General features: G+C 35.6%; 27 protein-coding genes. 6 read left to right on the top strand and 21 right to left on the bottom strand.

Annotated elements, in window-relative coordinates; translation table 11 throughout:
* Window positions 1–87: 87 nt before the first annotated feature.
* Together ACFFGV_RS15275 and ACFFGV_RS15270 are read right to left on the bottom strand one after the other, a co-directional pair.
* The gene (locus tag ACFFGV_RS15275) at window positions 88–318 is read right to left on the bottom strand and encodes a hypothetical protein (protein ID WP_377349557.1); all 231 of its coding nucleotides are present in this window, start codon (window positions 316–318) and stop codon (window positions 88–90) included.
* A gap of 169 nt (window positions 319–487) precedes the next feature.
* On the bottom strand, window positions 488–748 hold the full coding sequence (locus ACFFGV_RS15270; RefSeq protein WP_377349555.1) for a SunI/YnzG family protein: 261 nt from the start codon (window positions 746–748) through the stop codon (window positions 488–490).
* Window positions 749–1060: 312 nt separating this feature from the next.
* Between ACFFGV_RS15270 and ACFFGV_RS15265 the strand changes: the two genes are divergently transcribed.
* The 3 genes from ACFFGV_RS15265 (at window position 1061) to ACFFGV_RS15255 (ending at window position 3254) form a co-directional block, all read left to right on the top strand.
* Window positions 1061–1414 carry an ArsR/SmtB family transcription factor gene (locus tag ACFFGV_RS15265; RefSeq protein ID WP_377349552.1) on the top strand — a complete coding sequence of 118 codons (354 nt, stop codon included), beginning with the start codon at window positions 1061–1063 and terminating at the stop codon, window positions 1412–1414.
* Window positions 1415–1577: 163 nt separating this feature from the next.
* Entirely contained in the window at window positions 1578–2129 is a 552-nt protein-coding gene (locus ACFFGV_RS15260) for an NAD(P)H-dependent oxidoreductase (protein WP_377349549.1), read from the top strand.
* 357 nt (window positions 2130–2486) lie between these two features.
* Entirely contained in the window at window positions 2487–3254 is a 768-nt protein-coding gene (locus ACFFGV_RS15255) for an SDR family NAD(P)-dependent oxidoreductase (RefSeq protein ID WP_377349547.1), read from the top strand.
* A 322-nt stretch (window positions 3255–3576) separates the two neighbouring features.
* Here ACFFGV_RS15255 and ACFFGV_RS15250 read toward each other — a convergent pair whose 3' ends face one another.
* From ACFFGV_RS15250 to ACFFGV_RS15205, 10 genes are all read right to left on the bottom strand, one after another.
* Window positions 3577–3876, bottom strand: coding sequence for a hypothetical protein (locus ACFFGV_RS15250; RefSeq protein WP_377349545.1), 300 nt, complete (start codon window positions 3874–3876; stop codon window positions 3577–3579).
* A gap of 154 nt (window positions 3877–4030) precedes the next feature.
* Window positions 4031–5278 (bottom strand): MFS transporter, encoded by a 1248-nt coding sequence (locus ACFFGV_RS15245; protein ID WP_377349543.1) that lies wholly within the window; start codon window positions 5276–5278, stop codon window positions 4031–4033.
* A 221-nt stretch (window positions 5279–5499) separates the two neighbouring features.
* A complete protein-coding gene (locus tag ACFFGV_RS15240; RefSeq protein WP_377349540.1) occupies window positions 5500–6117 on the bottom strand; it encodes a YdeJ family lipoprotein in 618 nt (205 codons plus the stop codon).
* 918 nt (window positions 6118–7035) lie between these two features.
* Window positions 7036–7776 carry an SIS domain-containing protein gene (locus tag ACFFGV_RS15235; protein ID WP_377349537.1) on the bottom strand — a complete coding sequence of 247 codons (741 nt, stop codon included), beginning with the start codon at window positions 7774–7776 and terminating at the stop codon, window positions 7036–7038.
* A 13-nt stretch (window positions 7777–7789) separates the two neighbouring features.
* Window positions 7790–9067 (bottom strand): PTS ascorbate transporter subunit IIC, encoded by a 1278-nt coding sequence (gene ulaA / locus ACFFGV_RS15230; RefSeq protein WP_377349534.1) that lies wholly within the window; start codon window positions 9065–9067, stop codon window positions 7790–7792.
* Window positions 9068–9109: 42 nt separating this feature from the next.
* Window positions 9110–9385 carry a PTS sugar transporter subunit IIB gene (locus ACFFGV_RS15225; RefSeq protein WP_377349532.1) on the bottom strand — a complete coding sequence of 92 codons (276 nt, stop codon included), beginning with the start codon at window positions 9383–9385 and terminating at the stop codon, window positions 9110–9112.
* Window positions 9378–9836, bottom strand: a complete 459-nt coding sequence (locus tag ACFFGV_RS15220; RefSeq protein WP_377349529.1) for a PTS sugar transporter subunit IIA — start codon at window positions 9834–9836, stop codon at window positions 9378–9380. Before ACFFGV_RS15220 ends, ACFFGV_RS15225 begins: the two co-directional genes overlap by 8 nt.
* A gap of 2 nt (window positions 9837–9838) precedes the next feature.
* Window positions 9839–11740, bottom strand: a complete 1902-nt coding sequence (locus ACFFGV_RS15215) for a BglG family transcription antiterminator (RefSeq protein ID WP_377349527.1) — start codon at window positions 11738–11740, stop codon at window positions 9839–9841.
* 524 nt (window positions 11741–12264) lie between these two features.
* Complete coding sequence (locus tag ACFFGV_RS15210) at window positions 12265–13518, bottom strand: aminopeptidase (protein WP_377349525.1); 1254 nt, start codon at window positions 13516–13518, stop codon at window positions 12265–12267.
* A 187-nt stretch (window positions 13519–13705) separates the two neighbouring features.
* Window positions 13706–13936, bottom strand: a complete 231-nt coding sequence (locus ACFFGV_RS15205) for a hypothetical protein (RefSeq protein WP_377349523.1) — start codon at window positions 13934–13936, stop codon at window positions 13706–13708.
* Between the two features lie 1054 nt (window positions 13937–14990).
* Here ACFFGV_RS15205 and ACFFGV_RS15200 point away from each other — a divergent pair.
* Window positions 14991–15212 (top strand): hypothetical protein, encoded by a 222-nt coding sequence (locus ACFFGV_RS15200; RefSeq protein WP_377349521.1) that lies wholly within the window; start codon window positions 14991–14993, stop codon window positions 15210–15212.
* Between the two features lie 1238 nt (window positions 15213–16450).
* Here the strand turns inward: ACFFGV_RS15200 and ACFFGV_RS15195 are convergent.
* The 7 genes from ACFFGV_RS15195 to ACFFGV_RS15165 form a co-directional block, all read right to left on the bottom strand.
* A complete protein-coding gene (locus ACFFGV_RS15195; protein ID WP_377349519.1) occupies window positions 16451–16969 on the bottom strand; it encodes a tubby C-terminal domain-like protein in 519 nt (172 codons plus the stop codon).
* 276 nt (window positions 16970–17245) lie between these two features.
* The gene (locus tag ACFFGV_RS15190) at window positions 17246–18541 is read right to left on the bottom strand and encodes an MFS transporter (protein ID WP_377349518.1); all 1296 of its coding nucleotides are present in this window, start codon (window positions 18539–18541) and stop codon (window positions 17246–17248) included.
* A 14-nt stretch (window positions 18542–18555) separates the two neighbouring features.
* Window positions 18556–19146 carry a TetR/AcrR family transcriptional regulator gene (locus tag ACFFGV_RS15185; RefSeq protein ID WP_377349516.1) on the bottom strand — a complete coding sequence of 197 codons (591 nt, stop codon included), beginning with the start codon at window positions 19144–19146 and terminating at the stop codon, window positions 18556–18558.
* A gap of 283 nt (window positions 19147–19429) precedes the next feature.
* A complete protein-coding gene (locus tag ACFFGV_RS15180; protein WP_377349514.1) occupies window positions 19430–20272 on the bottom strand; it encodes a nucleotidyltransferase domain-containing protein in 843 nt (280 codons plus the stop codon).
* A 554-nt stretch (window positions 20273–20826) separates the two neighbouring features.
* Window positions 20827–21924 (bottom strand): NADH:flavin oxidoreductase, encoded by a 1098-nt coding sequence (locus ACFFGV_RS15175; protein ID WP_377349511.1) that lies wholly within the window; start codon window positions 21922–21924, stop codon window positions 20827–20829.
* A gap of 252 nt (window positions 21925–22176) precedes the next feature.
* The gene (locus ACFFGV_RS15170) at window positions 22177–22542 is read right to left on the bottom strand and encodes a DoxX family protein (protein WP_377349508.1); all 366 of its coding nucleotides are present in this window, start codon (window positions 22540–22542) and stop codon (window positions 22177–22179) included.
* A 195-nt stretch (window positions 22543–22737) separates the two neighbouring features.
* Entirely contained in the window at window positions 22738–23169 is a 432-nt protein-coding gene (locus ACFFGV_RS15165; protein WP_377349766.1) for an Rrf2 family transcriptional regulator, read from the bottom strand.
* A gap of 158 nt (window positions 23170–23327) precedes the next feature.
* Between ACFFGV_RS15165 and hmpA the strand changes: the two genes are divergently transcribed.
* Entirely contained in the window at window positions 23328–24545 is a 1218-nt protein-coding gene (gene hmpA, locus ACFFGV_RS15160) for an NO-inducible flavohemoprotein (RefSeq protein ID WP_377349506.1), read from the top strand.
* Window positions 24546–24764: 219 nt separating this feature from the next.
* Here hmpA and ACFFGV_RS15155 read toward each other — a convergent pair whose 3' ends face one another.
* Together ACFFGV_RS15155 and ACFFGV_RS15150 are read right to left on the bottom strand one after the other, a co-directional pair.
* On the bottom strand, window positions 24765–25331 hold the full coding sequence (locus ACFFGV_RS15155; protein ID WP_377349504.1) for a DUF2812 domain-containing protein: 567 nt from the start codon (window positions 25329–25331) through the stop codon (window positions 24765–24767).
* A complete protein-coding gene (locus tag ACFFGV_RS15150; protein WP_377349501.1) occupies window positions 25318–25635 on the bottom strand; it encodes a PadR family transcriptional regulator in 318 nt (105 codons plus the stop codon). Before ACFFGV_RS15150 ends, ACFFGV_RS15155 begins: the two co-directional genes overlap by 14 nt.
* A 405-nt stretch (window positions 25636–26040) precedes the next feature.
* Between ACFFGV_RS15150 and ACFFGV_RS15145 the strand changes: the two genes are divergently transcribed.
* The gene (locus ACFFGV_RS15145) at window positions 26041–26208 is read left to right on the top strand and encodes a hypothetical protein (protein WP_377349498.1); all 168 of its coding nucleotides are present in this window, start codon (window positions 26041–26043) and stop codon (window positions 26206–26208) included.
* The last annotated feature ends 224 nt before the right edge of the window (window positions 26209–26432 follow it).

Below are 26432 nucleotides of genomic sequence, written 5' to 3'. Positions count from 1 at the left end.
ACTATTTAACTAAAGCCCCCTTATACGGAATATTTGAATTTGATTATAATCTTATTTAAAGCACTCTCGGTTACTTTAAGATGAATTTTATTTTTCAGGCATTTTAAAAGTTGTAAAACTACTATTACCCTCTCGAATCTTTATGTATATTTCATTAAGAATTTCTGTTGCTCGTTCGCTCGATTCGTACTTTCCTAGGGTTCTGCTCCACTCGGTAAAGAAACTTCTACCTATAACACCTTGAATGTACTTCCCCTTAACCGAAACCTCTTTTACATTGATTAAACTGTTTTCATTCTGTGTAATAACCCATAGCATGAAAGCCCCACTCCTGTTTGAAAAATTTTAGACTGCTCAGTGGAAATACATCAATATGCTAACCTGCTAACTCCATTAGCAGAGAAATTTGATAGTCTCTTGTTCAAATATGTCCCCTTATATTGAAGCCTCGAAATCAAGGCATTTGCCGGCTGTACTTCCAATAAAATTATTTGTTCATCATACTCTCTATTTTCCCTTTTATTGATGTGTTGTTGGTGAAAAGGATATAATTCTGCTTATTTGTCCTTATAAAAATTCTTTCAGTCGTGGCATATGGATATCCCATTCTTACTGCAGTTTGCTCTTCGCCACCATAAGTATCATCATCAATGACTTCTATAATGTCACTTTTAGTTATTTCCACTTTGCTAAACTGCCACGAAATAATAACATATCCATCTTTCTCTTTTACATTAATTCCAATCATAAATAATCCTCCAGAACATAGACAATATTTGGTTTAAGAACTCATAGTACACGTACGATTTTGTTTCAATTAAGTTTCAAAAGCTAACTATCTCGAAACGGAGTTTTCAACTAACCTCCCTCTATATAGAAGACTCCGCTTGAAGATAAATCAAAAAATCGGTTCCTTTACAACGTTTAGGAACCGATTTTTTGATTTATTCAACTAAAGCCCCCTTGCTATAAGAGGAGCAAGGCGTGAAGGGCGCTAAATAAATCTGTTATATTAACTTCGTCTTTCAAGACTTCTCCATATGCGCTTGGATTTATCTATTTGCTTTTATCTATGAATCGTATTAAAATTGCTACTATGAAAATACCTTATCATCCACCCATAGATAGCGTTCATTTTACTAAAGTGCTTCACGCATTAAGTGAACCAAATAGAGTGAAAATTATCCGTTGTTTAGACGAAAGTATTGAAAATAATTGTACAGCGTACTCCCTTGAGCTAAAGATGCCAAAATCAACAATTTCTCACCACATAAAAGTGCTGCGAGAGGCTGGACTTATTAAAGCTAGAATCGAAGGAAAGGAGCACATTTATTCTCTTAGAAGAGAAGAAATTGATCAGAAATTTCCAGGTTTATTACAAACGGTTACGGAAATAAAAGAAGAAGATATATAAAGTCGATAGAGCCCTGAGTGGCTCTTTTTTTATGCTATTACGTTTATCAAATTATAGCATCATTCTTAAAAATGATTGAAATGGTTGCATTTGAAATAAAACGGTGCTATTATTTTCAACGGTTCGATGGTTTTCGAACTATAAAACTATTGGAGGGAATAACATGAAAAATATATTAGTAATTAATGGACACGAATATTGGTCGTTTGCACCAGGGAGACTGAACAAAACGCTATTTGAGGAGATTGTTAGTAATTTGGAAGGATCATATAACATCAAAACGACTGTAGTTCAGGAAGGATACGATGTAAAAGAGGAACAAGAGAAATTTTCATGGGCTGATACAATCATTTTCCAAACACCGATTAATTGGTTCAGCCTACCAGGTGCTTTTAAATCTTATATCGACGCTGTATATGAACCTGGTCTTTTCTTCGGAGGAGATGCTGAATATGGTTATAACGGAATGATGGGTGGAAGGAAATATATGTTCTCCACAACCTGGAACGCACCCGAGTATGCTTTTAATGATGAGGACAAATTCTTTAAAGGTCAGGATTTAGAAGCTGCACTTGGTCACTTACACAATATGAACAAATATGTTGGTCTTGAGCCACTAAAAAGCTTCGGAGCTCACGATGTTATGAAAAACCCTGACATCCATAAATATCTAACAGAACTCCGTGCACATTTGAAAGAAGTGTTTAACGTCTAATTCACATTGGTCTTGTTGATGAGTATGTATATTCCATCAGCTAACAATCAAAACCTCCTGTTCAAGATGGACAGGAGGTTTTGATTGTTAGTGAAACAGAAGTTTGACTTTGGAATAATGAAGAATCATTATCCTATAACACAGTGCCCTTTCCAATCCAGCGAGCTTTGCACAAAAGCAATGGAAAGTCCCTCCTTCTCCTTATATAAATAGTATGGAAAATGCAGCTACGTCCTAATAATGATAAGCAAGAATTTTGATAACAAAAAACGAGTGAGATATACTTGCGACTATTCAATGGTATTGAATAAATATTGATTAGTTACTATAAATAGAAGCAACAAGGAGTGTGAGAAGATGGAACTATTTAATAACACAGGTAAAGTAGCAATTGTAACAGGAGGCGGCAGCGGAATTGGGAAGACAGCCGCTGAAGCTCTTTCTGAAAGTGGAGCAACGGTTGCCATCATAGGTCGTACGTTAGAGAAAATAGAAATGGCTGCGGCTGAGATTCAAGACAAAACTGGTAATTCAGTGAAGGGCTATCAAGGGGATGTCACGAAGTCAGAGGATATTCAGCGCTTCGTAGCAACCATTTATGAAGACCTTGGTCAGATTGACATTCTTGTAAACAATGCAGGAACATTGGCTCCAGGCTTGATTGACAGTCTTGATGAAGCAGGATGGGATCATGTAATGAATACAAATGCGAAATCCATTTTCTTCACGACTCAAGCAGTAGTTCCTTATATGAAAGAGCAGAACTATGGTCGTATTATTAATACAGCTTCTGTAGCTGGTGAAGTGAGCTTATCCTTTAGCTCAGTGTACGGCACTAGTAAAGCTGCTGCGATTCATCAAACGAAGCAACTCTCTTTAGAGCTTGCGCCATATAACATTACAGTGAATGCAATTAGTCCTTGGTTCTTCAAGACTGAGATGAACGAAAGTGATCTTGAGGATGAGAATTTCCGTACGGCTGTAGAGAATCGTTCTCCAATGAAACGATTAGGACAATTAGATGAATTGAAGTCCTCCTACCTATTCTTTGCGTCACCCGCCTCTAGTTATGTGAGTGGGCAGAACATATTTGTTGATGGTGGTATGACTGTGTACGGTTTATAAAAAAAAGAGTCGCCTTCTCCATGTTCGGAGGGGCGGCTCTTTATGTATTTACCTGTCAGATCTCAAATTATATTTTTATTCTACTACGAATTTAAAGTTCTAAGCTGTATTTTAAACGGTGACGTAAGGTGACTTAAAACTCAGGAACAACACTAGTTATGTAGGTGATTACTGCAGGTTCATATCGAAACCGTCCTGCAGCGTTGTTATTGAACATCTACAAGGAGAAGGGATACCGTTAGCCAAATTCAAAAACGAAACATATAAGAAAAAGAAAAATAGATACGGGATTTAAGGGTCGGTTTCAGTAATGAAACTCCTCTTAAAAAATTGTTTTTAAAAGATCTATTGTAAATAACAAAATAAGCAAGCCTAGGAATATAACTGAAGCTGTTAAACCTGCTCTTGAAAGAAGGTCCTTAGGAAATTTCCACCCTAGAGTAATAGCTATAACTAAAAGAACAATTGAAATAGAAACTTCATGGATATTTACATTGAAGTAATCTACTATGTGTTCTCCTATTAATTTTTTATTTACTGTAAGGAATAACACGATAGTGCTAAAAATAAATAAAATCAACGAAAAACTTCCCCATCCAAAAGACTTAATGTTTTTCTCCAATTAAATCACATCCTCCTTTATTCTATTTTTTTGAATTTAATAAAAAATCCATCAACTGTTTTCTCGTTATTTAAGTAGTATGTAATCGAAATATTAAAAAATAGTATTCCATTGTCTATCTGTTAAACCGTTGTTAGAGTATCTTGTACCTCAATCACCCAGATTTTGTAATTTTCACTTTGCTGCTGCTATTGTTTGAAGTTCTTCTTAAAGCAGCGCCTAGCACCCCTATTAACAATAAGAGCGCTCCACCACTACTAAAGAGCATGGCTGTTGAAAATAGGCCAAGAACGGAACTAAATGCCCCCAATGAAATCGTATCACACGCATAATTTAAGGATGAAGATGTACTAAAGACTTTCCCAAGCATATGGGCAGGAACTTGATCCTGAAGAAGAACTACCCGAGATAAACCTTCTGAGGCTTGTCCCAACCCAATCAAAATAGCAGCTAAATAAATAATCGACATACTGGGAAACATTCCTATAATAAGCAGTCCTATTCCCCATAAGCCCATCCCCATATTAAAAACAAGAAGAGGAGCATAGTTTTTGGTTAAACCTAATGCCATTGAGGTTATAAACGAAGCTGCTCCCATTACACCAGTTATGTATCCAAAAGCAGTAATATCTTTATTTAAGGTTTCTTCAAGATAGATTGGCAGTCCAACCCTCCATAGTCCTGTGTTAATTAAAATAGCAAGAGCTTGAGCTGCTATGATATACAATATCTCACGATTCCCTGTTAGGAATGTTAAGCTTTCTTTTATATCATAGATTGTACTTTTGTATTTTTCTCCTCTTGCATAAAGACGCGTAGAACGATACGTAACCATAAGTTGAAAAACGACAGCTACACCCATTAGGAGGAAAGCTAAACTAAATAGATGAATCTCCGAAAAGAACTTAAGAATGAAGCCAATAGATGCAGGAATTAATATGGATACACCTCGTTGAATGGAATCTAATAAGGCATTTGCTTGGTTTAGTTTCGATCTAGATAGCAATTCAGGAAGTATTGCTCGATAGCAAGGTTCTGAAAAACAACTAAATATGGTTATAGCAACAGTTATGAAAAATAAAGTGAAATAGTTTAATAGACCTGCAAAATTCAGACAAGGGATACTTAATAACAGGAGAGCACTACAAGCGTTACAAATTACCATAACGTGCTTCTTGTTCCATTTATCTGCTTTCGCACCTCCATATATACCGAACATAATAAACGGTAACGTCTCCCCCATCGTCATAATAGATAAATACAAAGGGGAGCTATTAGTTAACTCCATAGTCAGCCAAATGAGTTCTAATGTGAATAGAGTCAAGGCACTCCGTTTGAAAAGCCGGCCTAAAAGTATGAAGGAAAAATTTTTATTAGCGATGATTTCTTTATATAATTCCATTTTGCCATCTCCTGAACATTAATAGTTAATAGCATAATATTAACAGTGTTGATGACAAATTTACCTCAGTGGAAATATGGGTTTGTTCTACAACTTTAGACTGAGAAATTCAGTATAAGATTATGAGAGAAAAAATGAGCGATTATCCATAGGGGAATCGCTCATGTAAAAAAAAGATAATGTATTCTTTTATATTAATCAATCGAAGCATGTTGATTTCTTCAATGAACTTTCTGCATTTCAATCAATCTAATAACCTTTTGTTCATCACCTGTATCAATGTAAACCTGCTTGGTTTGTGTAATGATGTCGTGATAAAAATCCTCTCCGGCAGGGTATTTGCCGTCCCATCGCAACGGAACATTGTAGACATTTATTGTACCGTCCCCATTGCCGCTATAAGTAACAGATCCATCCACTAAGCGCGACCCTGATAACTGGATGACATCTTCTGGGTAGCTCTCACTTGTTTCATCGTCTGGATTAACCTTTTTCCCCTTAGGTATATGCCTAACATTTAGTTCATCGATTTCCTGATTAGCTCCTAGCTGTAACCAAACCCTAGCATACTCTATTTGATTACTCGAATAGTTATCTAGCTCTTCCATATCTAAGGGCACTCCACTATTTTCATGATCCTGATTTTGTTCTTTGGAAGACTTGTCTGCTTCCGTAGAGTTAAATTCCGCTTCCTCCTTTTCATGGGAATCATCAGTAGAAATTGGTTGCGTCTCTTCTTTTGTTTTCGTGCTATCCTGTTCCCCTTCAGCCTGTGAGCAGCCTGCGGCTAAAACCAGTGGTAATGCAAACAACATAACGATAATAGGTTTCCTTTTCATATACAACCATCCTTCATATGTACTTTTATTCAAAATTTGTCATATTTTCCTGATATGTAGCATTAGTCCAAATAATTCAATTAACACTGTAGATGATAATAACGCTTAAGACATTCATGAAACCAAGTACTTGTTCGAAACTCAACATTCCTTGTTCTGTCGTTAAGTGTAAATGCAAAAGGAATATGATTAATTATGCTCTAATTCTTTTTATCGTAACTCAAAACGATTTTAATCGCCTCCTTTTTTAGATGAATATTAATATTCTCAGCCAGTATAGTAAGAAAATGGTTTTTCTATCTATCATTTATTACAATTATTGCAAAACTATCACATAAACACAATCTTTCTCTTTTCAGAACAACCTCATATAAATAAGGGCAACTTCAGGAATGTGGGAGTACACAATGTTAATAGAATAACATCGTAAAAAAATCGGTTACTTTACAAATCAGAAACCGGTTTTCTGATATAGTCTATTAATTTAATGCTAATGAATGCATTTCTTTAATAATAGCTTTCATAATATCAAAGAACGAAAAAATAAAAATAACCCTTGATATAATCATTGTTATATCAAGGGTTATGGAGCAATAACTAATAGAACTTTTTATTTGAAATTTAATAAACACTAACTTTCAAAATCATTTTTTAAATTTTGCAATCCTTATAAATCTAATTTTTTGTTATACTCCTTATTTATCCATTTTATATGTTACAAACCCAGCCGGCATGAAACCATTATAAATACTAAATGAAATACCAGTAAATAATCACCTAGATATTGTTAGATATACTACAAGTTCTCCCCTCAGTTCATAAGTAATATTTATATTATATCTCCCATTTCACTGCCTTTAGTCAAGAATTGAAACACCTTTCGTTGTTCTCTTATACTCCCTAACAAAAAATGAAAACTTATAAATAATGTATTTGATCAGCGTGCTTTTCCATCATTTCTTTGTTATATTCATCCCCTCCGTCAATGTTGGCGCTCCTAAAGATGGGTATGTCTAGTCCTCTTTCTTCCATAATTGAAATCATATAAAGAACAATAGAATGAATAACAAAACTACCAGTAATGGTTGATGTAGGTGCTGCTTTTTGAGGTATCGAGTCAATAGATACAGAAGCATCACCTGGCTCACCTAAGTTGTCGATGATAAAGTCACTAACTTCAAACAATCTTTTTCCAGTAGAATGGCGCGACTCGACTGATTTAGAATAAGAAAGGTTAGTTAAAGCAAGAACTTTCATTTCTTTTTCTTGAGCAGCCAAAGCCATATCTATAGCAACTGGATTTCTTCCAGATACGGAATGGATAAATAATACATCACCTTTTTGAACAGGTTTAGAGTCTAAAAGAATATGACCTTGCCCTTCAAGACGTTCCATTTTAGATGTGGTGGTTACAGGTCTTACATTAAGCATCAATGATGGGCTGAAAATTGGATTAAATAAAGCCATTCCCCCTGCTCGATAAAATGCATCTTCGGTAAAAATACCTGCATGTGACGCACCAAATAAATAAAGAGAATTGCCTGCTTGAATGGTATCTACCATTAAACGAGCGGATTCCTCAAGAACAGAGGCCTGTTTTTCCATCATTTGATCTAGTGTACTCTTAATGTTTTGATGATACTGCCCCACATAATTCATATTTATTTTCCTCCTAGTTGAATACTGATGCTACTTTATCTGAGATGAAGGACCAAAGGGAAAAGTCATTTCCCCCAAAAATTACAATCCAATCTGCAGAGGTTCCATTTAGGACTGGCACGGAGATTCCGACTAAAAGAATCATTACCACTCCAGCAACCGCAGAGCCTGCCACTGCACCTCTTAATCCACCTGTTCCGTTAGCAATAATTGCGGCTGTTCCAATTTCAAAGAAGCAGGTAATCGTTAAAGGCACAATGACGAAACTGAAAACTCCAGTAGCCCCTGTTATAAAAATGGTTATAACAGAAGTAAACATAGATACGATAAATCCAATAAGTACCGCATTTGCACCATAAGGAAATAGAATAGGTGCATCTAGAGCTGGAATTGTGTTAGGTATCAGTTTCTGAGAAATGCCTTGGAAGGCTGGTATAATTTCAGCCAGCATCATACGCACTCCTAATAATAAAATGGTGAGCCCAGCCCCGAACAATATTCCTTGCATAAGACTATAAATGATAATGTTTTGATCGGTTCCAAAAGCTTGGGAGGCATGTTCAAACCCAATTATTAAATTTACAACAATATAAACAAAGAACATGGTTATGGAAGATGTAATACTTATTTCCCTTAGGAATTCCGTGGAATTTGGAAAGTTTATATCTTCTGATGAACGGCCTTTTCTTTTGAATAATTTTCCTACTAAACCTGCAATTAATGACAAAATAGTAGTTGGGTGTCCGATAATAAAATCGTCTGATCCTGTAACTTTTTTTACAAATGGTTTTAGTAGAGCAGGAGCAATTATAATGTAGGCGGCTGTGAATAAAGAAGCAAATATTATTAACTCTAAGTTAGTAAGATCATTTTCAACCCCTACAGAAACAAAAATAAATGGGAACCAGAATAGCATGTGACCTGTTAAAAAAACATGTTTAATTGGAGTGAATCGGGCAACTAGGAGATTAATGACAAAGGCTGCTAACATAGCAATTCCTATTTCTGTACCATAATCATTAATAATGGTATCAGAACCAATTGCTGGTTCTATTTTACTTTCATCAATTTCGTACATTAAATTAAAGCCAGTAGTTAGAGGTTCAATGGAGCTCGTTAATATATTTGTTCCTTGTGTCAGGATAACAACTCCTATAATTGTTTTTGCGGTGCCTGACACAATTGTGGAAAAATCTTTTTTCAACAGTAATAATCCAAGTAATGCTATGATTCCTAGAAATATAGCAGGCTCACGAATAATCTGAATTACGAAATTAAATATAGCTTCCATCTATACCATCCCTTCCTATGAATAGTTGTCCTCTCATATTGACTAGATATTTTCTAGAGCTGCTTGCTTGATTTCATCCTTTGATACAAAATTGTTGATGATGATAACTGGAACAGCGGTAGATGCTTTTAGCTTATCCCCAAGTTCTTTGCTGGTAAAAATGTAATCTGCAGGAGTACTCTGAGCTGAGCTTACATCTCCAGTAAAGACTTCTGCTTCTATTCTTAAATCTTTTAAAACGCTTTCTAAATTCATTTTCAAAACCATAGATGACCCAAGACCAAACCCACAAACAGTCATAATTCTTAATTTATTCATCAAAATTCCTCCCATAGTTTAATAATTGATAGACAATTTCTGGAGAGTCTGCTGTCCTTACCTGAGACAATGTGCTTTCATCTAATAGTATCTTAGATAATCTCTCCATAATGTTTAAGTGTTTGTTGGCGTCAGAAGCTGAAAAGGTAAACACAAGATCAACAGGGTCATTTGTTTCATGCCCAAAATCGACACCATCTGTTAAAATCGCAAGAGATATAGCGTTGTGAAAGACATCCTGACTAGGACGAGCATGAGCCAAGGCTATCCCTGGACCAATAACGATGTAGGGACCATGGTCCTTAACAGATTGAATCATCTGGTTAATATATTTTTGTGAGATATACCCGTTATTGACAAGAAGGTTACCTGAAACTTGAATAGCTTCTTTCCAATCGGATACTTTAACGTGTGTGATAATATTTTCTTTCTTAATATTTTCCTGAACCATAATTATTCTTGTTTCCCTCCTATAGCAAAGAGACGTTGTCTGATCTCTTCTGATTCCAAGTATTGAAATAACTTTAAAAAATCTTGGTTGTGTGGTTCTTTCATAGCTAACACAACAATAATCTTCACCTTCTCTGTATTAAAACTGCCAAAATCCATTTCGTTATCAAAAACGGTCATAGTTAATCCTTCTTCTACAACATTGTCGGGTGCTGCATGGACAAAAGCGATTTTAGGTAAAAGTACCATATAGGTGCCGTTTTGCTCTACAGACATAATCATTTCTTGAACGTACCTCTCACGGATTATTATTGAGTCCAGCAAGGGTTTTGAAGCTTGTTCAATAGCTTTTCGCCAATCATTTGTGCTCGCAGTATAAATTGTTGCACGAAATAAAATGGACTTTAGATCGTTTAAAGGCGTAAGAGATTGATTAAATTGAGCAAGCTTATTTCGGTTAATAATCTTCTGAGTTTCTTGTCGTATTTTATTTTTGTCATTATCATTAAGTAATGGGCTAACGCGAAAGATTTTGGTGTTGTTTGGGGGACTGAAAGAGATCTCCTGGGTAGTTAAAACAAAGTCTATCTCCTTCGTTTCTAATTCATGCTGTAGTTCTTCTGTACTCACCACATTGATTAAGTGCACCCCAACATCCAATTGTGCCAGCTTTGTTGTTAGAATCGAAGATGTAGCTAGACCAGTAGAGCACACTACCACAACTGTAGGAGAAAATTTTTTAGGAGCAACTCGGTCAAGACACGCACTTATATGCATGGTAATGAATGCAAATTCATCATCTGAAAAGAAGTGTCCCATCCCCATTGTCAGTTGTTGAACAATCTCATAAATAGCTCTATATTGAACTTTAATCTCTTCAGTGTAGGGGTTATTAATCCTTCCACCATTTTCTAATATGAGGAAAGTTGCTTTTAAGTGGTGAGTGAGATCTTTAACTATTTTATGATCTTGAAATAAATCCACTTGTAGGACATTTGAGATTTGTTCAACTAGCAAGTGGCTGAATTGTTTTTCTTTTTCATATTCAGCCCATTGCATGAAGCTTTCTTCGTAATGGACAACTTTGGCTTGATTAAATAAATTAACAAGGTATTCTTTCTCTTGATGAAAAATATCTTTATTACCTACCTCAAAATACAACCAATTTAGAATACCTCCTAAATCATAAAGTTCCCTCTCTTCTTCCCAAGAAAAGTGTTCTATAAATCGGTTTTGACGTATGCGAGAAGTCCACCAACATATAAATACTCTTAGAATTGCCAAAGAAGATTCACTATAGAAAATTTGTCGCACTTTTTGAAATGACTTTAACCAATGTCTAACTAAATCAAGGGTATTATTCATTTCATCTGCTACCCATATTTCTGCCCTTTTAACATGGGAAGGACTATTTGAAAGCATATGATAAAGAAACTGTCTCTTGTTCTTTTCCTGACCAGTTACAACTATCCCCTTCCAAGAAAACCTTTTCAATTTTAAGTTATACTCTTCTAGTTTCATTTCAATATCAACTAGATAGTTCTGTACGCTTGAACGACTTATTTGAAACTCATCTGTAAGTTCTTGAATAGTGAGTGATTCTTTCATAACTATAAAAATACTCATCATCTTAATATGAATTGATTTGTCTACAACTTGCTCATTTCCTTCAATAATATGAAACAGTAGCGTCCTCTTACCTTCACTTACTCTAAGTAACACACCCTTTCCAGGAGTACGAGTTAACGAGGCACCCATTTTTTGTAGAATGCTATCAACTGCATCTAAATCGTATCTTATGCTTCGTTGACTAATGTTTTGTAAGGAAGCTAAAAATCCTATGGTTGTGTACTCACTCCGATGTAACAAAGTTGAAAGTAATTCCTTTTGTCTAGTAGAAAGCATTTATGTCTCCCCTTGGTTTCTATAATAAATATAATTTTACACTAATATAAAGTTTGAACTTTGGCACAACTGTGGCAAACAGTTGGATACTTCCTTTTAGGTAATAGAATTTTGAATAAAGAATTCAGAAAAAAACATCTCATTTTATAAACACAAACAAAACCCCCACCTGTAAATCGGTGAGGGTGTACTTAAGACTATATTTATTTATGTATATATATTACAACATATTTGGCTCTTCGCAATAATCTGATACTTCTTTGTATTTGTTTATGATTGACTCTGTCTCGACTATTTAAATGGAAGATGTTATTAGTAAGAACATAAAGTCCCTAATTTATTAAAATCGGAGATAACGATCACCCTCTAAAAGCAGAAGGTTACATATTGTATTGAAGTAAATTTCAAATTACCTCAGCTGTTATTCCTATATACTCAACTCAAATTATATTGTGCTTTTAAGTTATACTTCGTGTTCCCACTTTCAAAAACCCCTTACCTCAAAAATGTCCAAATCTATGCGATTAGAATTGAAATTCACCATCTTTCATTAATAAGGTTTCAGCTCCGCTTTCTTTAATACCCACTACTTTCATATCTTCAGTACCAAAGGCCACATTGACTAACAGGAGGGAAGAATTTAGTCCTGCTTGTTTCAACTCTTTCCCCGATAGATTACTCCCATTTTGGAGGTTAGAAGGGGAGGCGTTACCTATTCCGATATGGCAAGCCGTATTTTCATCAAACAAGGTGTTGTAAAAGAGAGTATCCGCCTGAGAAAGAGGAGAATTGTTAGAGACCAAGGCTATTTCACCTAGATAATGTGAACCTTCGTCTGTTTCAATAAGGCTTTGTAACGCTTCTTCCCCAGTAGTGGCATAATACTCTGTAATCCTTCCATCTTTAAAGGTCAGATGAACATCATCCATGACACTTCCCTCATAAATAAGCGGTTTAGAGGCTACTAGTTTACCATTCACCTCATTTTTCAGGGGAGCAGAAAATATTTCCTCTGTGGGAATGTTCGGAAAAAACGGTATTCCCTTATTATCTACAACACCTCCACCGATAAAGATGTGATGATTAGGCATGCCGACTAATAAATCAGTTCCTCTGCTATTTGTAAAATGAAGAGATTTAAATTGGCTATCGTTTAGAAACCTTTTTCGGGACTCGAAGGCTCTGTCATGATTTTCCCAGTCTATTATAGGATTTTTTCCATCTGCTCGAGCTCCACGTATGATTAATTGCCATAACGATTGCAGGGCTTCTTCTTTACTTAAGTGTGGAAATACTTTAGTTGCCCATGCGTAGTACGGTACAGCTAGAAGACACCAGCGTACCTCATGGGATCTAATCTTTGCGTAATAATCCTTCAATTTGGTGCGAGAGGCCGTTTGGAAGCGCCTTATCCGTTCTGTGGAAACATCCTTAAAGACTTCTAAGTTTTCAGAAACTATATGGATATAAGCAGCACCTGCATCTTCCCACTCCCTAAATCGAGCCTTTTGCCAATCGGGAAAATGATCGATGTCATCCTCTGCTGCATTTAAATAAAATTGTTTGGTGGACTGTTCATCTGTCCAATCCATAACCACATTTGAAGCCCCCGCCTCATAGGCTGCTATTTGTACTAGACGTGCAAACGTTACATTTTTAATGTCACTATGAATAATCACTAATTGATCCTTTTGCACATTTACACCAATTCGTACAGCAAGCTCAGCATACTTTTTCAACTGTTCTTCGCTAACATGATCCTTCATTTCTTCAATCAAAACCACTCAGCTCCTAACTTTTCACCTGTTTATAATAAAATATCTTACTAGAGCTGTCTAAGTACTACTGGGGCTTACCAGAAGACGCTAAAATAATGTAATTCCCTTTTGTAGTACTAGGCTTTAGACTTTATTCTTCTTGTTGGAGAATCGCCCCCGTTTGATTAAGTACATTTGAAACTAACACTTACCCAAAGTAATTATGAAAACACCACACAACAAGGGATATACTCACTACTCCCCAAGCTATGGTACTCCATATCCACCAGATTACAGATTTTGCGTTCGTTGAACTTTCCTCACTTGCTATATTTGCTTTTACAAAATCGACCTTACTTTCCATACCTTTTTTCATAGTAAGGAGAGCAACAAAACCGATTATTATAAAAGCAAAAGTAATCCAGAGTAATAGGTCCATTTTTTATACCTCTTTTTTTGTTAATTCCTTTTCTTTCTATCTTCTATAAATCTCCTCGACTATCCCGAAACAACTGAAGCTGCGCCTTGTTCCAATAAGCTGACTGTTAGCACAACAAGTGATATCTAAGTGCAGCTATTGCCCCTTTTTTGTGGAAGAATTGGATTCAAGATATTAGAATGAAACTTTTTCAAACACACCTGTTATTTGATATGATTCTCGATTTTTATCAGGTAAGAAAATACAATTTGGCTGCTATATTATTTGTTTATTTTAGATCATCCGGATTGATATATTTCTTTAGTGTACTTACGTTTACGAACCGTATTGAAATTACTTCCCCACACTGTAAACAGACAGTTAGTTCTTTTTCAAACTCTGGTACTTTTACAAATGAATCCCCACCACAGCTATTACACTTTTCCATCACATATCTTCCCACTTTCTTAAAGTCTTTCGTTATGTTATAAGTTCCACATCTATATCTTCTACTCAACCTTTAAAAAGGTATGTAGACTGCAAAAATTAAGTAAATCTAGAAATTCCCGTTACTCCCCCCCTCCCATACTGCTCATTTATAAATAGTAAATTTGTCTTTATTGAACCTTTCAGTATTACTGCTCCCTTAGCACAACTAGCAATAGATAATGTGCATGTACTTATCACTTTCATAAAGGAATTTCTCTGTTTAGAGACATGTACTACCTAAAATAATTACTGTTAGACCTTCTAGTATTGATAATAATCATATATACCAAAGGGAAGAAAATTATGGATATAGCTGAAAAGTCTAACAACCCTTTCCAATCCCAATTATCTCTATATACAGAAGATAAAGTAAAATAAATTACAATTCCTAAAAAAATAGCCTCTTATTACTCTCATTTTTAACTCCTTTATTGTTTGAGATCTCCCCTATACTTGAAGAATTTTAGATGAAAAATCATAACTAGGTAAAAGTTTTTGACAGTTCTCTTTGAATCGTATATACTAATCAATCTTGTTTGTTAAGAGTGAAAAATAATTTTTAACAATAAAAGAGGGAGGCACTTAAATGGATGTTAATGTATCTGACTTAGTTGAAGCAAAACGTCAAATTAACTCAACACTACACAAACTTAAAGAGACAGTAAAAACTTTTGAAGCCAAAGAAAATCCTGCTAAATATAAATCTCAAATCACCCTAGCTAAAAGACGGATAAAAGCCTTTAAAATTTCTGAGTATCTTATTGAAAGAGAAATTAACGATTTTCATGAAAAGACTAATTCAAAGTAACTTCTGCTACTAATGCATTTACTTTGTTTAGTAATTGCCCATTATGTGAAAGACTTGGGTTTGAGATATATTGAATTAAACCTTGAACTAACACATCCTTTAGTTTAAGGTTGATTTTCTATATCTTCACTGAAAGTCGTTTTTATCTTCGTAATACTCCAAAATATAATGATTATTTTAACTGGACGTCTACAACTTCTGTATAGGACAACTCGTAAGTATTACGAAAGGTGGTATATGTATTTAAACAATTAAAAATATACGTATTGGCTACTTATGCCCCCATTTTCAATACTTCTACGTGTAATCGTCCCAAGAAGTTTTCCAATTACTAGATTGTTTGATTAATCCCCTCTTTTAAATAACTTAACTACCCTCTTATACCAATGTCCGTCTTACCGTTATATTCATCATAATAATGATAACATTACAACTCTATTCGTTTTTCGTTAAAGACATATACCGTTATGCTTATATATTAGGGATAAACGCTCTATGGACCAATCCAACTTATTCGAAAGAATTCATTTAAGAGTCGTCAGCGCTATCAGACTTCTCAATATACCCCTCATATATCCATTTAAATACAGTTGCAAGGATAGATGTCGCAATTATATTTACATATGTTTGGCTATCTAATGAGAACGTCATTTTACATAAGCACAGTACTACGATCATACTTAAACAAAACCGAAGATTATGTTCCACTATAAACACCTCTATACTCCATCTAATACTTATGAAGAGAAAGTCTCTTGGCTTCCTTCAAATACTATTACTTCTGTTCTCAGTTGTTTTTTGTGCTTTACTATTTTTACAATTAACATAATCACAGAATTATGAAGACTAGGTTTAGAATTTGGAATTCAATATCAAACCAATTTATATCTCCTAAAGATTAACTGTTATCGTGGGTCTTTTAGTGTAACCAGCTGGAATGCCTTCAATAGCTTGGTTCTACTTACTATTCGTCCTAGTTTTTCCCCCAAGTATATCCAAACTTTCCCATAAAATAAAGCACCCCGACTGTAGATAAGATAACTAATAGTGCTATAATAAGTTCCATCATTGCCCTCCAATGCAATTGATTTAAAGTAATACTTTTAATACTAAACAGGTACGTTCCTTTTAAAATACGTAACATCTTTTAAACAAATAGGTGTGAATCCATTATCTATTAGCTCCTATACCAATCATCTAGGAAGTGTGACATAATTATTACCTGCGTTAGCTTAAAGTTAAGCAGCATGTAAATACGTATGAAACAGACCTAGAAATAATAGGTTGTCCTCTTCAAAGTCTTGATTATAAATTTGGTAGTAGGCTTTAAAGGGTGGCTTTATGGAGCTATACCACTCAGCGATGATCGTATCATTTTTTTTAATTCTCGCTTTATCCATTACACCCTTCTCTAATTTATATTGCTCTCCTTTATATGTGAAAGAGGTTACCTCTCCTACATCCAATGCTTTTTCATCTTTGAGGTGAATTGTCTCATGTTTCTTTTCGGTCTTGTATTCTATGTAATATTGACGTTTTTTGAAAATATTTAAATCTCTTTTGGAATGGAACTGTTTAAGTTTAGAATGATCATATACTCTGTAATTACCGATGTAACGCCCTTTCATTAGGACATCTGCGGCTCTTTCCCAGAAATTATTGTAATACTTTTGTACTTCGCCTATCACAGCCCCCTCTTCGTCTTTAATTTCAGCAGGTTTAGTTGAAACGGTAGTGTAAAATCTGTATTCATACATTGTTACGTACTCCTTTTTATACATTTGTTTATTCATGTCATATTGAGAATGTAAGTAAATCGTAAGCTTTATCATACTTTGGTATTATCTCTTGGAAGGTTCTCGTCTATAGTCATATACGAACTCATGAGTTTACAGTTTCACCCTTTTTTTATTTAATTTGGAATAAAGATAATATGAAAATGGATTTCACCTTTCATTCTTGCTGAAATAGTAGCAGATTTGAATGTTGAACTGAATAACATGATTGATTAATCAATCAATATTTGCTATAAGCTACATACTTTCCAATTTAGAATCTTCTTCTTTGCTTTCTTCTCTTTTGGCTGATTGATTAGTAGAAAGGTAGGAATTTACCCTTAAGAAAAGCACTAGCCCCATTACGCCTAAAAATACATACTTCATCCCCATAAGCCACGCTGGCACAAAGCTACTTAGAATGACGCTAAGTGCAGCGACCAACATAGCTATGTATCCAGTGAACTGAAAAACAGCTAAGTAAGAGCTTTTTTTATCGTCTGGTGCTAAATCAGCAAGCATACTTTGTTTAACCGGAATGTACATTAACTCGCCAATGGTTACAAAGGCCATTAATACTATTAATATCCACGGGGATTCCACTATCGTAAACAGAGCATATCCTATTGTATAGGTGATTAAACCTACTAATAAGACAGATTTATTTCTCCATTTTTTTATGAGCCATGTAATGAAGCCTGCAGCGAATACAACGAGAAATGTATTTTCAGAACGTAATATTCCAAGCATTAATAAACCATCCACATTAATATCAATGGTGAAGAGGGTTATTAAATTTTGAGACTCTATATTATTTACAAAATATATCGCTAAAAAGTTGGTTAGCTGTTCTTCAAGGGATGAAATAAATATTCCCGCGAAAAGAAGCATTAGAAAGACTCGATCTTGAAACACAATTTTGTAATTACTCCAAATGCTGCTTTGGATTTTTTGGGTCGTTTGTTTTTCTTGTGGTGGTTTTATGTAGGATTCTGTGATGAAGAGTTTTGTGATGATGGCGGATAGTATGGAAACGGCGGAAATGGCCAAAAACAATTGGAAAAGGTAATGCTGAAATAAGATTGCACCAATTACTCCAGCAATAGCCGATGCCGTGTTCCCAATCCAATATAGTAAAGTAAATACATACCGACGGTTTTCACTAGATGTTACATCCAAGACCATGGCCTGGGATACTGGTCCAATGAGGCCGCCGAAAAACATAGCAAAAATAAAAAGGCTGTATGTTAAATAGGGAGCATCCAGCCATGGAGAGTTTAGCCAGGCAATAATGAAAAAGCTAATGGCTGAGCCTATTTCCGACCAAACCATCAAGCGTTTTCGTCCAATACGGTCGGAAAAGTAACCACCGATAATTCCTCCAGCAATTCCTAAAAAAATAAGGCTGACTACCATTAATCCGGTCACAGTTTCCCCTACTTTCTGCACAAAATATACAGTAAGAAATGGCAAGACCATCATATTGGAAAACTGGGTGAAGAATTGGGTGAAGACCCTGATTTTAACGTTCGGATGGAGCTGTTTATACGACATGACTCTTCCTCCTTTTATATGAGTTTTGGTCCAAATAGCAAATATGCTTGTCTCATAAACATATCCCATGCTTTCTCATTATCAGCTGAATCAGTGAAAGTTAAGCGTGCACCATTTATAAAGGCTAGGTAAGAATCACTGATATCATTTGGTTCAATTTCCATTAATACCCCCTGCTCTTGCCCTTTTACAATAAGCGGTCGAAGTGCCTCCCTAAGTTGGATGGAGAACTGATCTAGTTCGATAAATAATTCCTGAAATCTTTCTGGTTGTCCAATAACATATTGAAGCATACGTGCGTATGTGGTTTGTTGGGCGAAAAAACGAAATTGCTTTGCTATTACTTCTTGAATTTGTTTCGTGGGATCATCAGAAGGCTCAGGGACTGTAAGCATCACAGCTTTAACTTCCTCTAGTGGCTCCAAGACAGAGGCTTTGAATAGATTCTCCTTATTCTCAAAATAAGTAAATACCGTACCAAAGCTTACCCCTGCCTTCTCTGCAACTCCCTTAATTGTTGTATTGGAGTATCCATTCACAGAAAAAGTTTGAATTGCTGCTTGAAGTATTCGCTCTCTTTTTTTCGCAGACTTTTGTATTGCCATAAGTACACTCTCCTACCTGCTATTTTTAAATGATTGACTAATCAATCATTTTCTTTATTATAAAGGTCATCTTTGAAATTGTAAAGTTTACCAATTCAAGATGACCTTAAGGAATTGTTAACACCAGCAAACCACCTATAGTAGATACTAATAGGAGCTTAGTTAGCTATTTTCTAATGAAAAACTAGGCTATTCCTACTGCCCCACCAACGATCTTAAACATTAATCAATTCCACGACATTCACATTTATTTACAGATAACGAGTTATACTATAAGTATTTTTCAAAGTGGTAGATGTATGTTCCTTGCAGGGTTGTATCTTTCCAGCCAACTTTCTGTTTCTTCCTCCATCCAACTTCCGAAACGATTTAAGAAATTCAATATTTGTTCTGAACTTGATACAGGATTGATAGCGTACCAAAGAGCTGTTCTCATTTCTTGCTGTTGTTCAGGATAGTGCTTTGTAAATAGTTGATACGCTGGGAACAGATCTCTTGTGTATGCCTGTTCTTGTACGATAACAAGTGCACCACCAGCTCTTACGATTATTCTCATAATCCATGTACAGCAATCTTTTATATCCTCCAGGTCGTTATTTCCCCTTAAATCCGCCTTAGCTTTATCCAATAACGAGGTTAGGTGAATGAGATGTTCGTTCGCTAAAGAACTATCTGGTTTATAATCAGGGAGCCTGTTTATGAGGTTGTCGCCATAAACACAAATACTATAGGTTTTTAGAATAAATGGAATCATAGAGCAATAGGTTGATTCCATCGCTTCCTGTAAAGGGAAAAATCCTAATTCTACACCATTTATAAAACTATATTGTTGATCAATCCATTGTTCAGTCTCCTCAACCCACTCCAGGTCCATGTTTTGTGGATTCGAATAGGTTACTATTATTACGTCTACATCAGAAACACCTTCTATGTCTAAACCTCTTGGCACAGATCCTCTTAGATAAATGCTGTGAATTTCCTTTGGCAAGTTAGTAAGACAGCTTTCATTTATTAACCGGAGTACTTCATGAAACTTACTATTAATATTGTTAGCATTAGACTCGTTAATGATATAGCCTTCTTCGTTTATAGAACACAAAGACCCTATTTCCTTAATGTCGGTCATATTTTACAGTCCCCTTTTCTTATTTCTTTTTACCCTTGTTACATAATAGAAGCATAGCATATTCAAATCTGGCAATGTGTAATAGTTAATTTTCAACACTAGAGTTACGAAAGAACCGTTACTTATATGATTAAAATATAGGTATGTAGGAGTTGTTCTATAACTTCTATATATATATCAACTACAGCCGCTTCGGTGCTTGCTAGAATCTCTTTTTTTTGGTGTAACGCCTGAGAGGTATTCTTCATAAATAATCATGAATTTATGGAGCACTTTATGTTATTCATTTATTGTTAGATTAACTTAATCTGTTTCTTTCCGCTAAAAAGCAGATAATTAATAGTAGTTAACAAGGCTTACACAAAAGTCCCCATGACTTATTATTAAGAACTAACTTGAAAAATTCCTTCATCCCCCCTTCTTCTAACAATATAGATTAATCTTCAACATTATTAGTAACTATCTCTCTTTCTAAGCTAACATACAAGGAGCTTCACAAATCAAAACATAAAAAAGACGCCCTGTTAAAAGGACGCCTAATACAAACTTTCGAATTAATATAGCTTTTGCATAGCTTCTTTATTAAAGGCTAACATATCATCTGTTCTACCTTCATGGACTTTCTTCACCCATTCAGGGTCCATTAATAACGAACGGCCAATTGCTACAAGGTCAAACTCATCACGGTCAAGTTTATCTACTAAACCGTCAAGACTTGATGTTTCAGCACCTGAGAAATCTGTAAAGACGCTGTCCAAACCGACAGAACCTACAGAAATAACTGGTTTACCTGATATTTGTTTAGTCCAGCCTGCAAGGTTTAAGCTAGAGCCTTCAAACTCAGACTCCCAGAACCTACGAGTGGAGCAATGGAAAATATCCACACCAGCTTCAACAAGTGGTTCTAGGAAGCGCTCCAGCTCATCTGGAGACGAGACCAATTGTGCTTGGAAATCGTTCATTTTCCATTGAGAGAAACGGAAAATGATAGGGAAATCTTCTCCAACCTCACGACGGCAAGCTTCTACAATCTCTACGGCAAACTGTGTCCGCTTCACGAAATCACCGCCATAACGATCGGTTCGTTTATTGGTGTTTCCCCAGAAGAACTGATCAATTAAGTAGCCATGAGCACCATGAATTTCAATAGCATCGAAGCCGATACGCTTCGCATCCGCTGCTGCTTTGGCGTAGGATTCCACCAACGCCTCTACCTCTTCAGTAGATAAAGGTTCATTCACTTTTTCCCCATTGAGGTTTAAGCCTGACGGACCTACAGGTGCCGCTTCCTTATTTGGCAAATCTCCTGTGCTGCGAGTCATTCCCACGTGCCAGAGCTGCGGTGCTATTTTACCACCTGCCTCATGTACTTCCTTGACGACATTGGCCCAGCCGTTTAACGCCTGCTCTCCATGAAATACGGGAATGTTCTCACCAGATACAGAAGCTGGATGATTAATCCCTGTTCCTTCTGTAATAATCAATCCGACTTCGTTCTCAGCACGTCTACGGTAATATGCTGCCACTTCCTCGTTAGGAACATTTCCAGGTGAGAAACCTCGCGTCATCGGCGCCATTACCGTCCGGTTTACAAGATGTAATTTATCACTACTAAATGGTTTAAATAAAGGTTTTGTTGTTTGGTTTGTCATTCTATTGCCTCCTCATCCAACTCTGAATGTAATTATCACAGATGATAGAAGGAAACGAAAGAAATCTGTTTCTATTCCACACACCCATCATGTTAAGGGAAGGGGCGAGTCAGCATTACTGATTGAAAATACGTCATTTCTTACTATATTTTAATTATAGCCAGTTTAGTTTGTTCAACCATTTCCGTGAACAAGAGGAGTCTATGCCATTTTTTTAATTATACCGTTTGAGCAACTTTCGTTTACGCTCATTTAAGTTGTCTGGTTTACATCATCGACCTTCATACCAAGAATAACCCACCAAATGAAAAGGGGCTGAAAGAGCAGCCTAATCCATAAGTAGTAAGGTATTTGCGATTCAAGTCCTCCTGAGAGTAACGTACCATTTAAAGCATTATTTACATTAACGGGAAACACGACGATGAAAAATATGATTAAACTATAACTGCTCACCTTAAGAAACCTATTGAAAACAACCCCAATTCCTAAGAGTATTTCAATTATGCCAGTAAGGTAAACAACCAACGATTTATACGGTATAAAGTCAGGAAGCATTTGTTGAAAAGAAGATGCCATAAAAAAATGACTCATTCCTGTTGTTAATAGCATAGCAAACATAGAGTACCTAAAGCAGTTACTCTTCGAGATGGAGATAACTTTTAACTTCTTCATGACTAGTAAAATAGAAATCGATGATAAGAGAATTATGACTGGTATAATACTACATTCTCCTTTCTCAGTGGTTTCTAATACTTCATCTAAGAGAGCCTATCCTTGAAGCGATACATTAGATTAAGCGGGCAACGTAATTTGCTATTTTAAAAGAGAGTATAGCTGCTCCCTATTTGTAATCAAATCCTGCAATGTGTATTGATCTAATACTGATATAAAAGCATCTAATGCTTCATTTAGGACTCCCTTTAATCGACAAGCACCTGATATAACACATTGATTATTTTCATGATCAAAGCACTCTACTATGTGAAAATTCTCTTCCATATCCCTCACAACGCTTCCGATATTAATAGCTGCTGGCTCTCTCCTAAGTCTCATACCTCCATTTCGGCCACGGATGGTTTCAATATACCCTTCAGTACTTAACCGACGAACAATTTTGATAAGGTGATTATTTGGGATGCCGTAAATATCGGCAACCTCTTTCGAGCGGACAAGCTGATTTTTCTGTCGTGTGCCAAGAAACATTAATAATCTTAACGAATAATCGGTGTAATAAGTTAAATGCATCATACCCACTCCCATATATTGTATTTGTGAACATTTTAGAAAAGTTGCATGTAAAATGTTGTTTTTATTTATAGTTTACCATAGCCTTAATATATAGGAGGAACAAAAAGTGAGCAAACATCAATTAATCTACTAAAAGAGAGAAAGGAAGTAATATTATGTTAGATTCAAGGACAATTGAAATCGTGAAGAGTACTGCACCAGTTTTAGGAGAGAATAGTCATGCTATTGGAGTTCGGTTTTACGAATTACTTTTTTCCAAAGCACCTTCCCTTTATAACATCTTTAACCAAACCAACCAACAAAGAGGAATACAGCAAGACGCATTAGCTTATGCTGTGTATATGGCAGGGGAACACATAGATAACCTGGGGGCCGTAAAAGGAATGGTCGAAAGGGTAACTGAAAAGCATAGAGCTCTTGGCGTGAAAGCAGAACAATATCCAATTGTCGGAGAAACCCTACTAGAAGCGGTCAAGGATGTGCTTGGTGACGGTGTAAATGAGGAAATAATGGAAGCATGGGCACGAGCTTATCAAGAGATAGCAACTATCTTCATTGATATTGAAAGTGAGCTATATAAGCAAGTGGAACAAGAGGTTGGAGGTTGGAAAGGTCTACGTTCCTTCGTTATCGATAGGAAAATTAAAGAGAGCAACGTCATTACCTCCTTCTACTTAAAGCCACAGGATAAAATGCCGTTACCAATCTATCAAGCTGGTCAATATATAACATTGCAGGTTGACATTGAAGGAGATCAATACTCTCATATGCGGCACTATAGTCTCTCTGATGCTCCAGGAAATGACTATTATCGCATTAGTGTGAAACGAGAAGATGGTACGGAAGAAACACCTGCTGGGAAAGTTTCGAATTATTTACATCAACAGGCTGGAGAAGGTGATGTTCTACAAGTTACAGCGCCTGCTGGAGAATTTACTGTAGCTACTGAAAGCATGCCTCTTGTCTTAATAAGCGGAGGCGTAGGGATTACACCAATGATGAGCATGCTTAAAAATGCAATTCACGAAAACCAAGCACGGGAAATCACTTTTATTCACGCGGCACAGAATGGCGAGGTGCATGCTTTACGGGAAGAAATCTTAGAGATAACTAGGCAGCATGATAATGTAACATCTTATTTCATTTACTCTAACCCAACAGAACAAGACAGGCAGGATGGTAATTTTGATAAAGAAGGATTAATAGAGAAAGAATGGTTTGAAACTATTTTAGATGATAATAGGAAAGACTTTTATTTCTGTGGACCCATTCCGTTTATGAAGGTAGTAAATAACGCACTACAAGAGTGGGGAGTTCCAGATCAGCATCGACAGTACGAAGCATTTAGCCCCGTCAGTACGATTGAAGAGTAATATACATCTGTTATAGGAAAAAGACGTATTACTTGTAAAGGTAATGCGTCTTTTCGTTATTTCAATAGATTCATTTGGAATTAAAATAATAGATGGCTTCAAAGTTGTATCCATTGTCGAAATGGATGTCAATAAGTGTAATAGGTATGTACGCTAACACTTTTTAAAGGCTGTATAATTAAAGAAATGGGCCTGATATTTTACTTGCACATTATAAACTTATTTTTCTTTCAACATTGCATACTGTCGATAAGTTTTATAATAAAATATACTGAAAAAGATTACCATAAGCCCAGGAAGCAACTTAACTAGGACAAATGGAGTTTCAAAGAAAAATGCTTTCCAAAATAAGGAGCCATTCATTCCCCAAAGATCTCCGTGATATAATCTTGTATCCTTGTAAATCATAGAAGAATAAGCTAAACAAAGCATTCCCGGCCAAAATGAGTAACTTAATAATCTTTTATAATAATTACTCTGTGATTGGCGATCAGAGAAGATTTCATTTTGACCATCATCTTCTTTTTGCCAAAACCTTTTTCCGCCGAGCCAAGGACCCTTAATATAGTTCCAGCCAAAATCCTCGTAAATCCCTTTGTATTCCTCGAATGCTTCCTTAGATAATTTATCTTGATAATCAAGTCGAATAATATATCTCTTATCAGTTTTTTCAAATGTGTACATCCCATATCCATTAACCTGTGTACATCGAAAGCCTTTCTGTAATTGTTCGTTCAGCCATTGCTCTTCTTTTTCAATATTAAAAAATACCTTAAACCTCTTCATCCGATTCACCTTCCTCATACAAGGATAACATATGCATTAACCTTTCTTTTTCTGATTTCAAAATGGCGCTTCCTTCAGTGGTTATCCTATATATTTTTCTGCGACCTGAACTCCCTACAGGTTCAATCCAGCCTTGTTTATTCAAGTTGTCCATTGCACCGTACAATGTACCAGCAGCTAAAATGACTGAACCATTACTCATTTTCCCTATCTTTTGCATTACTGCATATCCGTGAAGTGGCTCACGGAGAGCTAATAAAATATAATGCATGGTTTCAGACAGCGGCAGTAATTTATGCTTCATACTTTCACCTCATATTCAGTTGAACTATATAGTGGGGCTTTATATAAACTTAATACAGTTCAACTGAATAGTCAATAGCATTTGATACATTTATGAAAGTAGTGTAATGAAAACTATCGTAATGGGGGAAAATCTCCGATTGTAAGAGGAATATTATTTCACTGAAATAGGCTTAGACTTTTTACTTTATTTCAACGTAGTTACCCAATTAGTAAACATAAATTACATTTCGACCTTTAGCTTAATTTTGGTAGCATTTTATAAGTTTATATTATGGTTTCCATTCCAATCGCTTCAGTGACATTAAGGAAGTATATAGATGCCTAAAGTTATTAAGGTTTTAATAGCTACATAAGTATTTTAGTAGCTTTTTATTCATTTATCTCCGGAAACTATGAAATATTAATGCCATCATTAGTACAGTTGGTTACTGGTTTTATTATTGGTGCAATGGCTGTCTGGGGGATTCTTGAATTGAATAAGAAAAGAAAAGGAATCGGTTTCCTTTTCTTGTTCGCTACTATGATGATAGCCATACCGTTAATTAAGACGTTTCTCATGAAAATATCCTAAAAAGCATTTATCACGCATTGAGACATACACATGCGAGCTTGTTGTTTGCGGCCGGTGCTTGTATTAAAGATGTTCAAACTCGACTCGGTCATATTCAAACTACGATGGACATTTTCATGTGACTGAGGAAACTAAGGAAAAAAACAGCGGAAATGTTCCAGGTGTACATAAAATTTTACTCGGGGTATTCAAACCTATGTTCGCATATTAAAAAACCCCTCTTT

It is taken from the genome of Pontibacillus salicampi (assembly GCF_042434395.1).
Lineage (GTDB): Bacteria > Bacillota > Bacilli > Bacillales > BH030062 > Pontibacillus > Pontibacillus salicampi.
The sequence above is the reverse complement of the archived record's forward strand: the minus strand, read 5'-3'. Positions and strand labels throughout refer to the sequence as shown.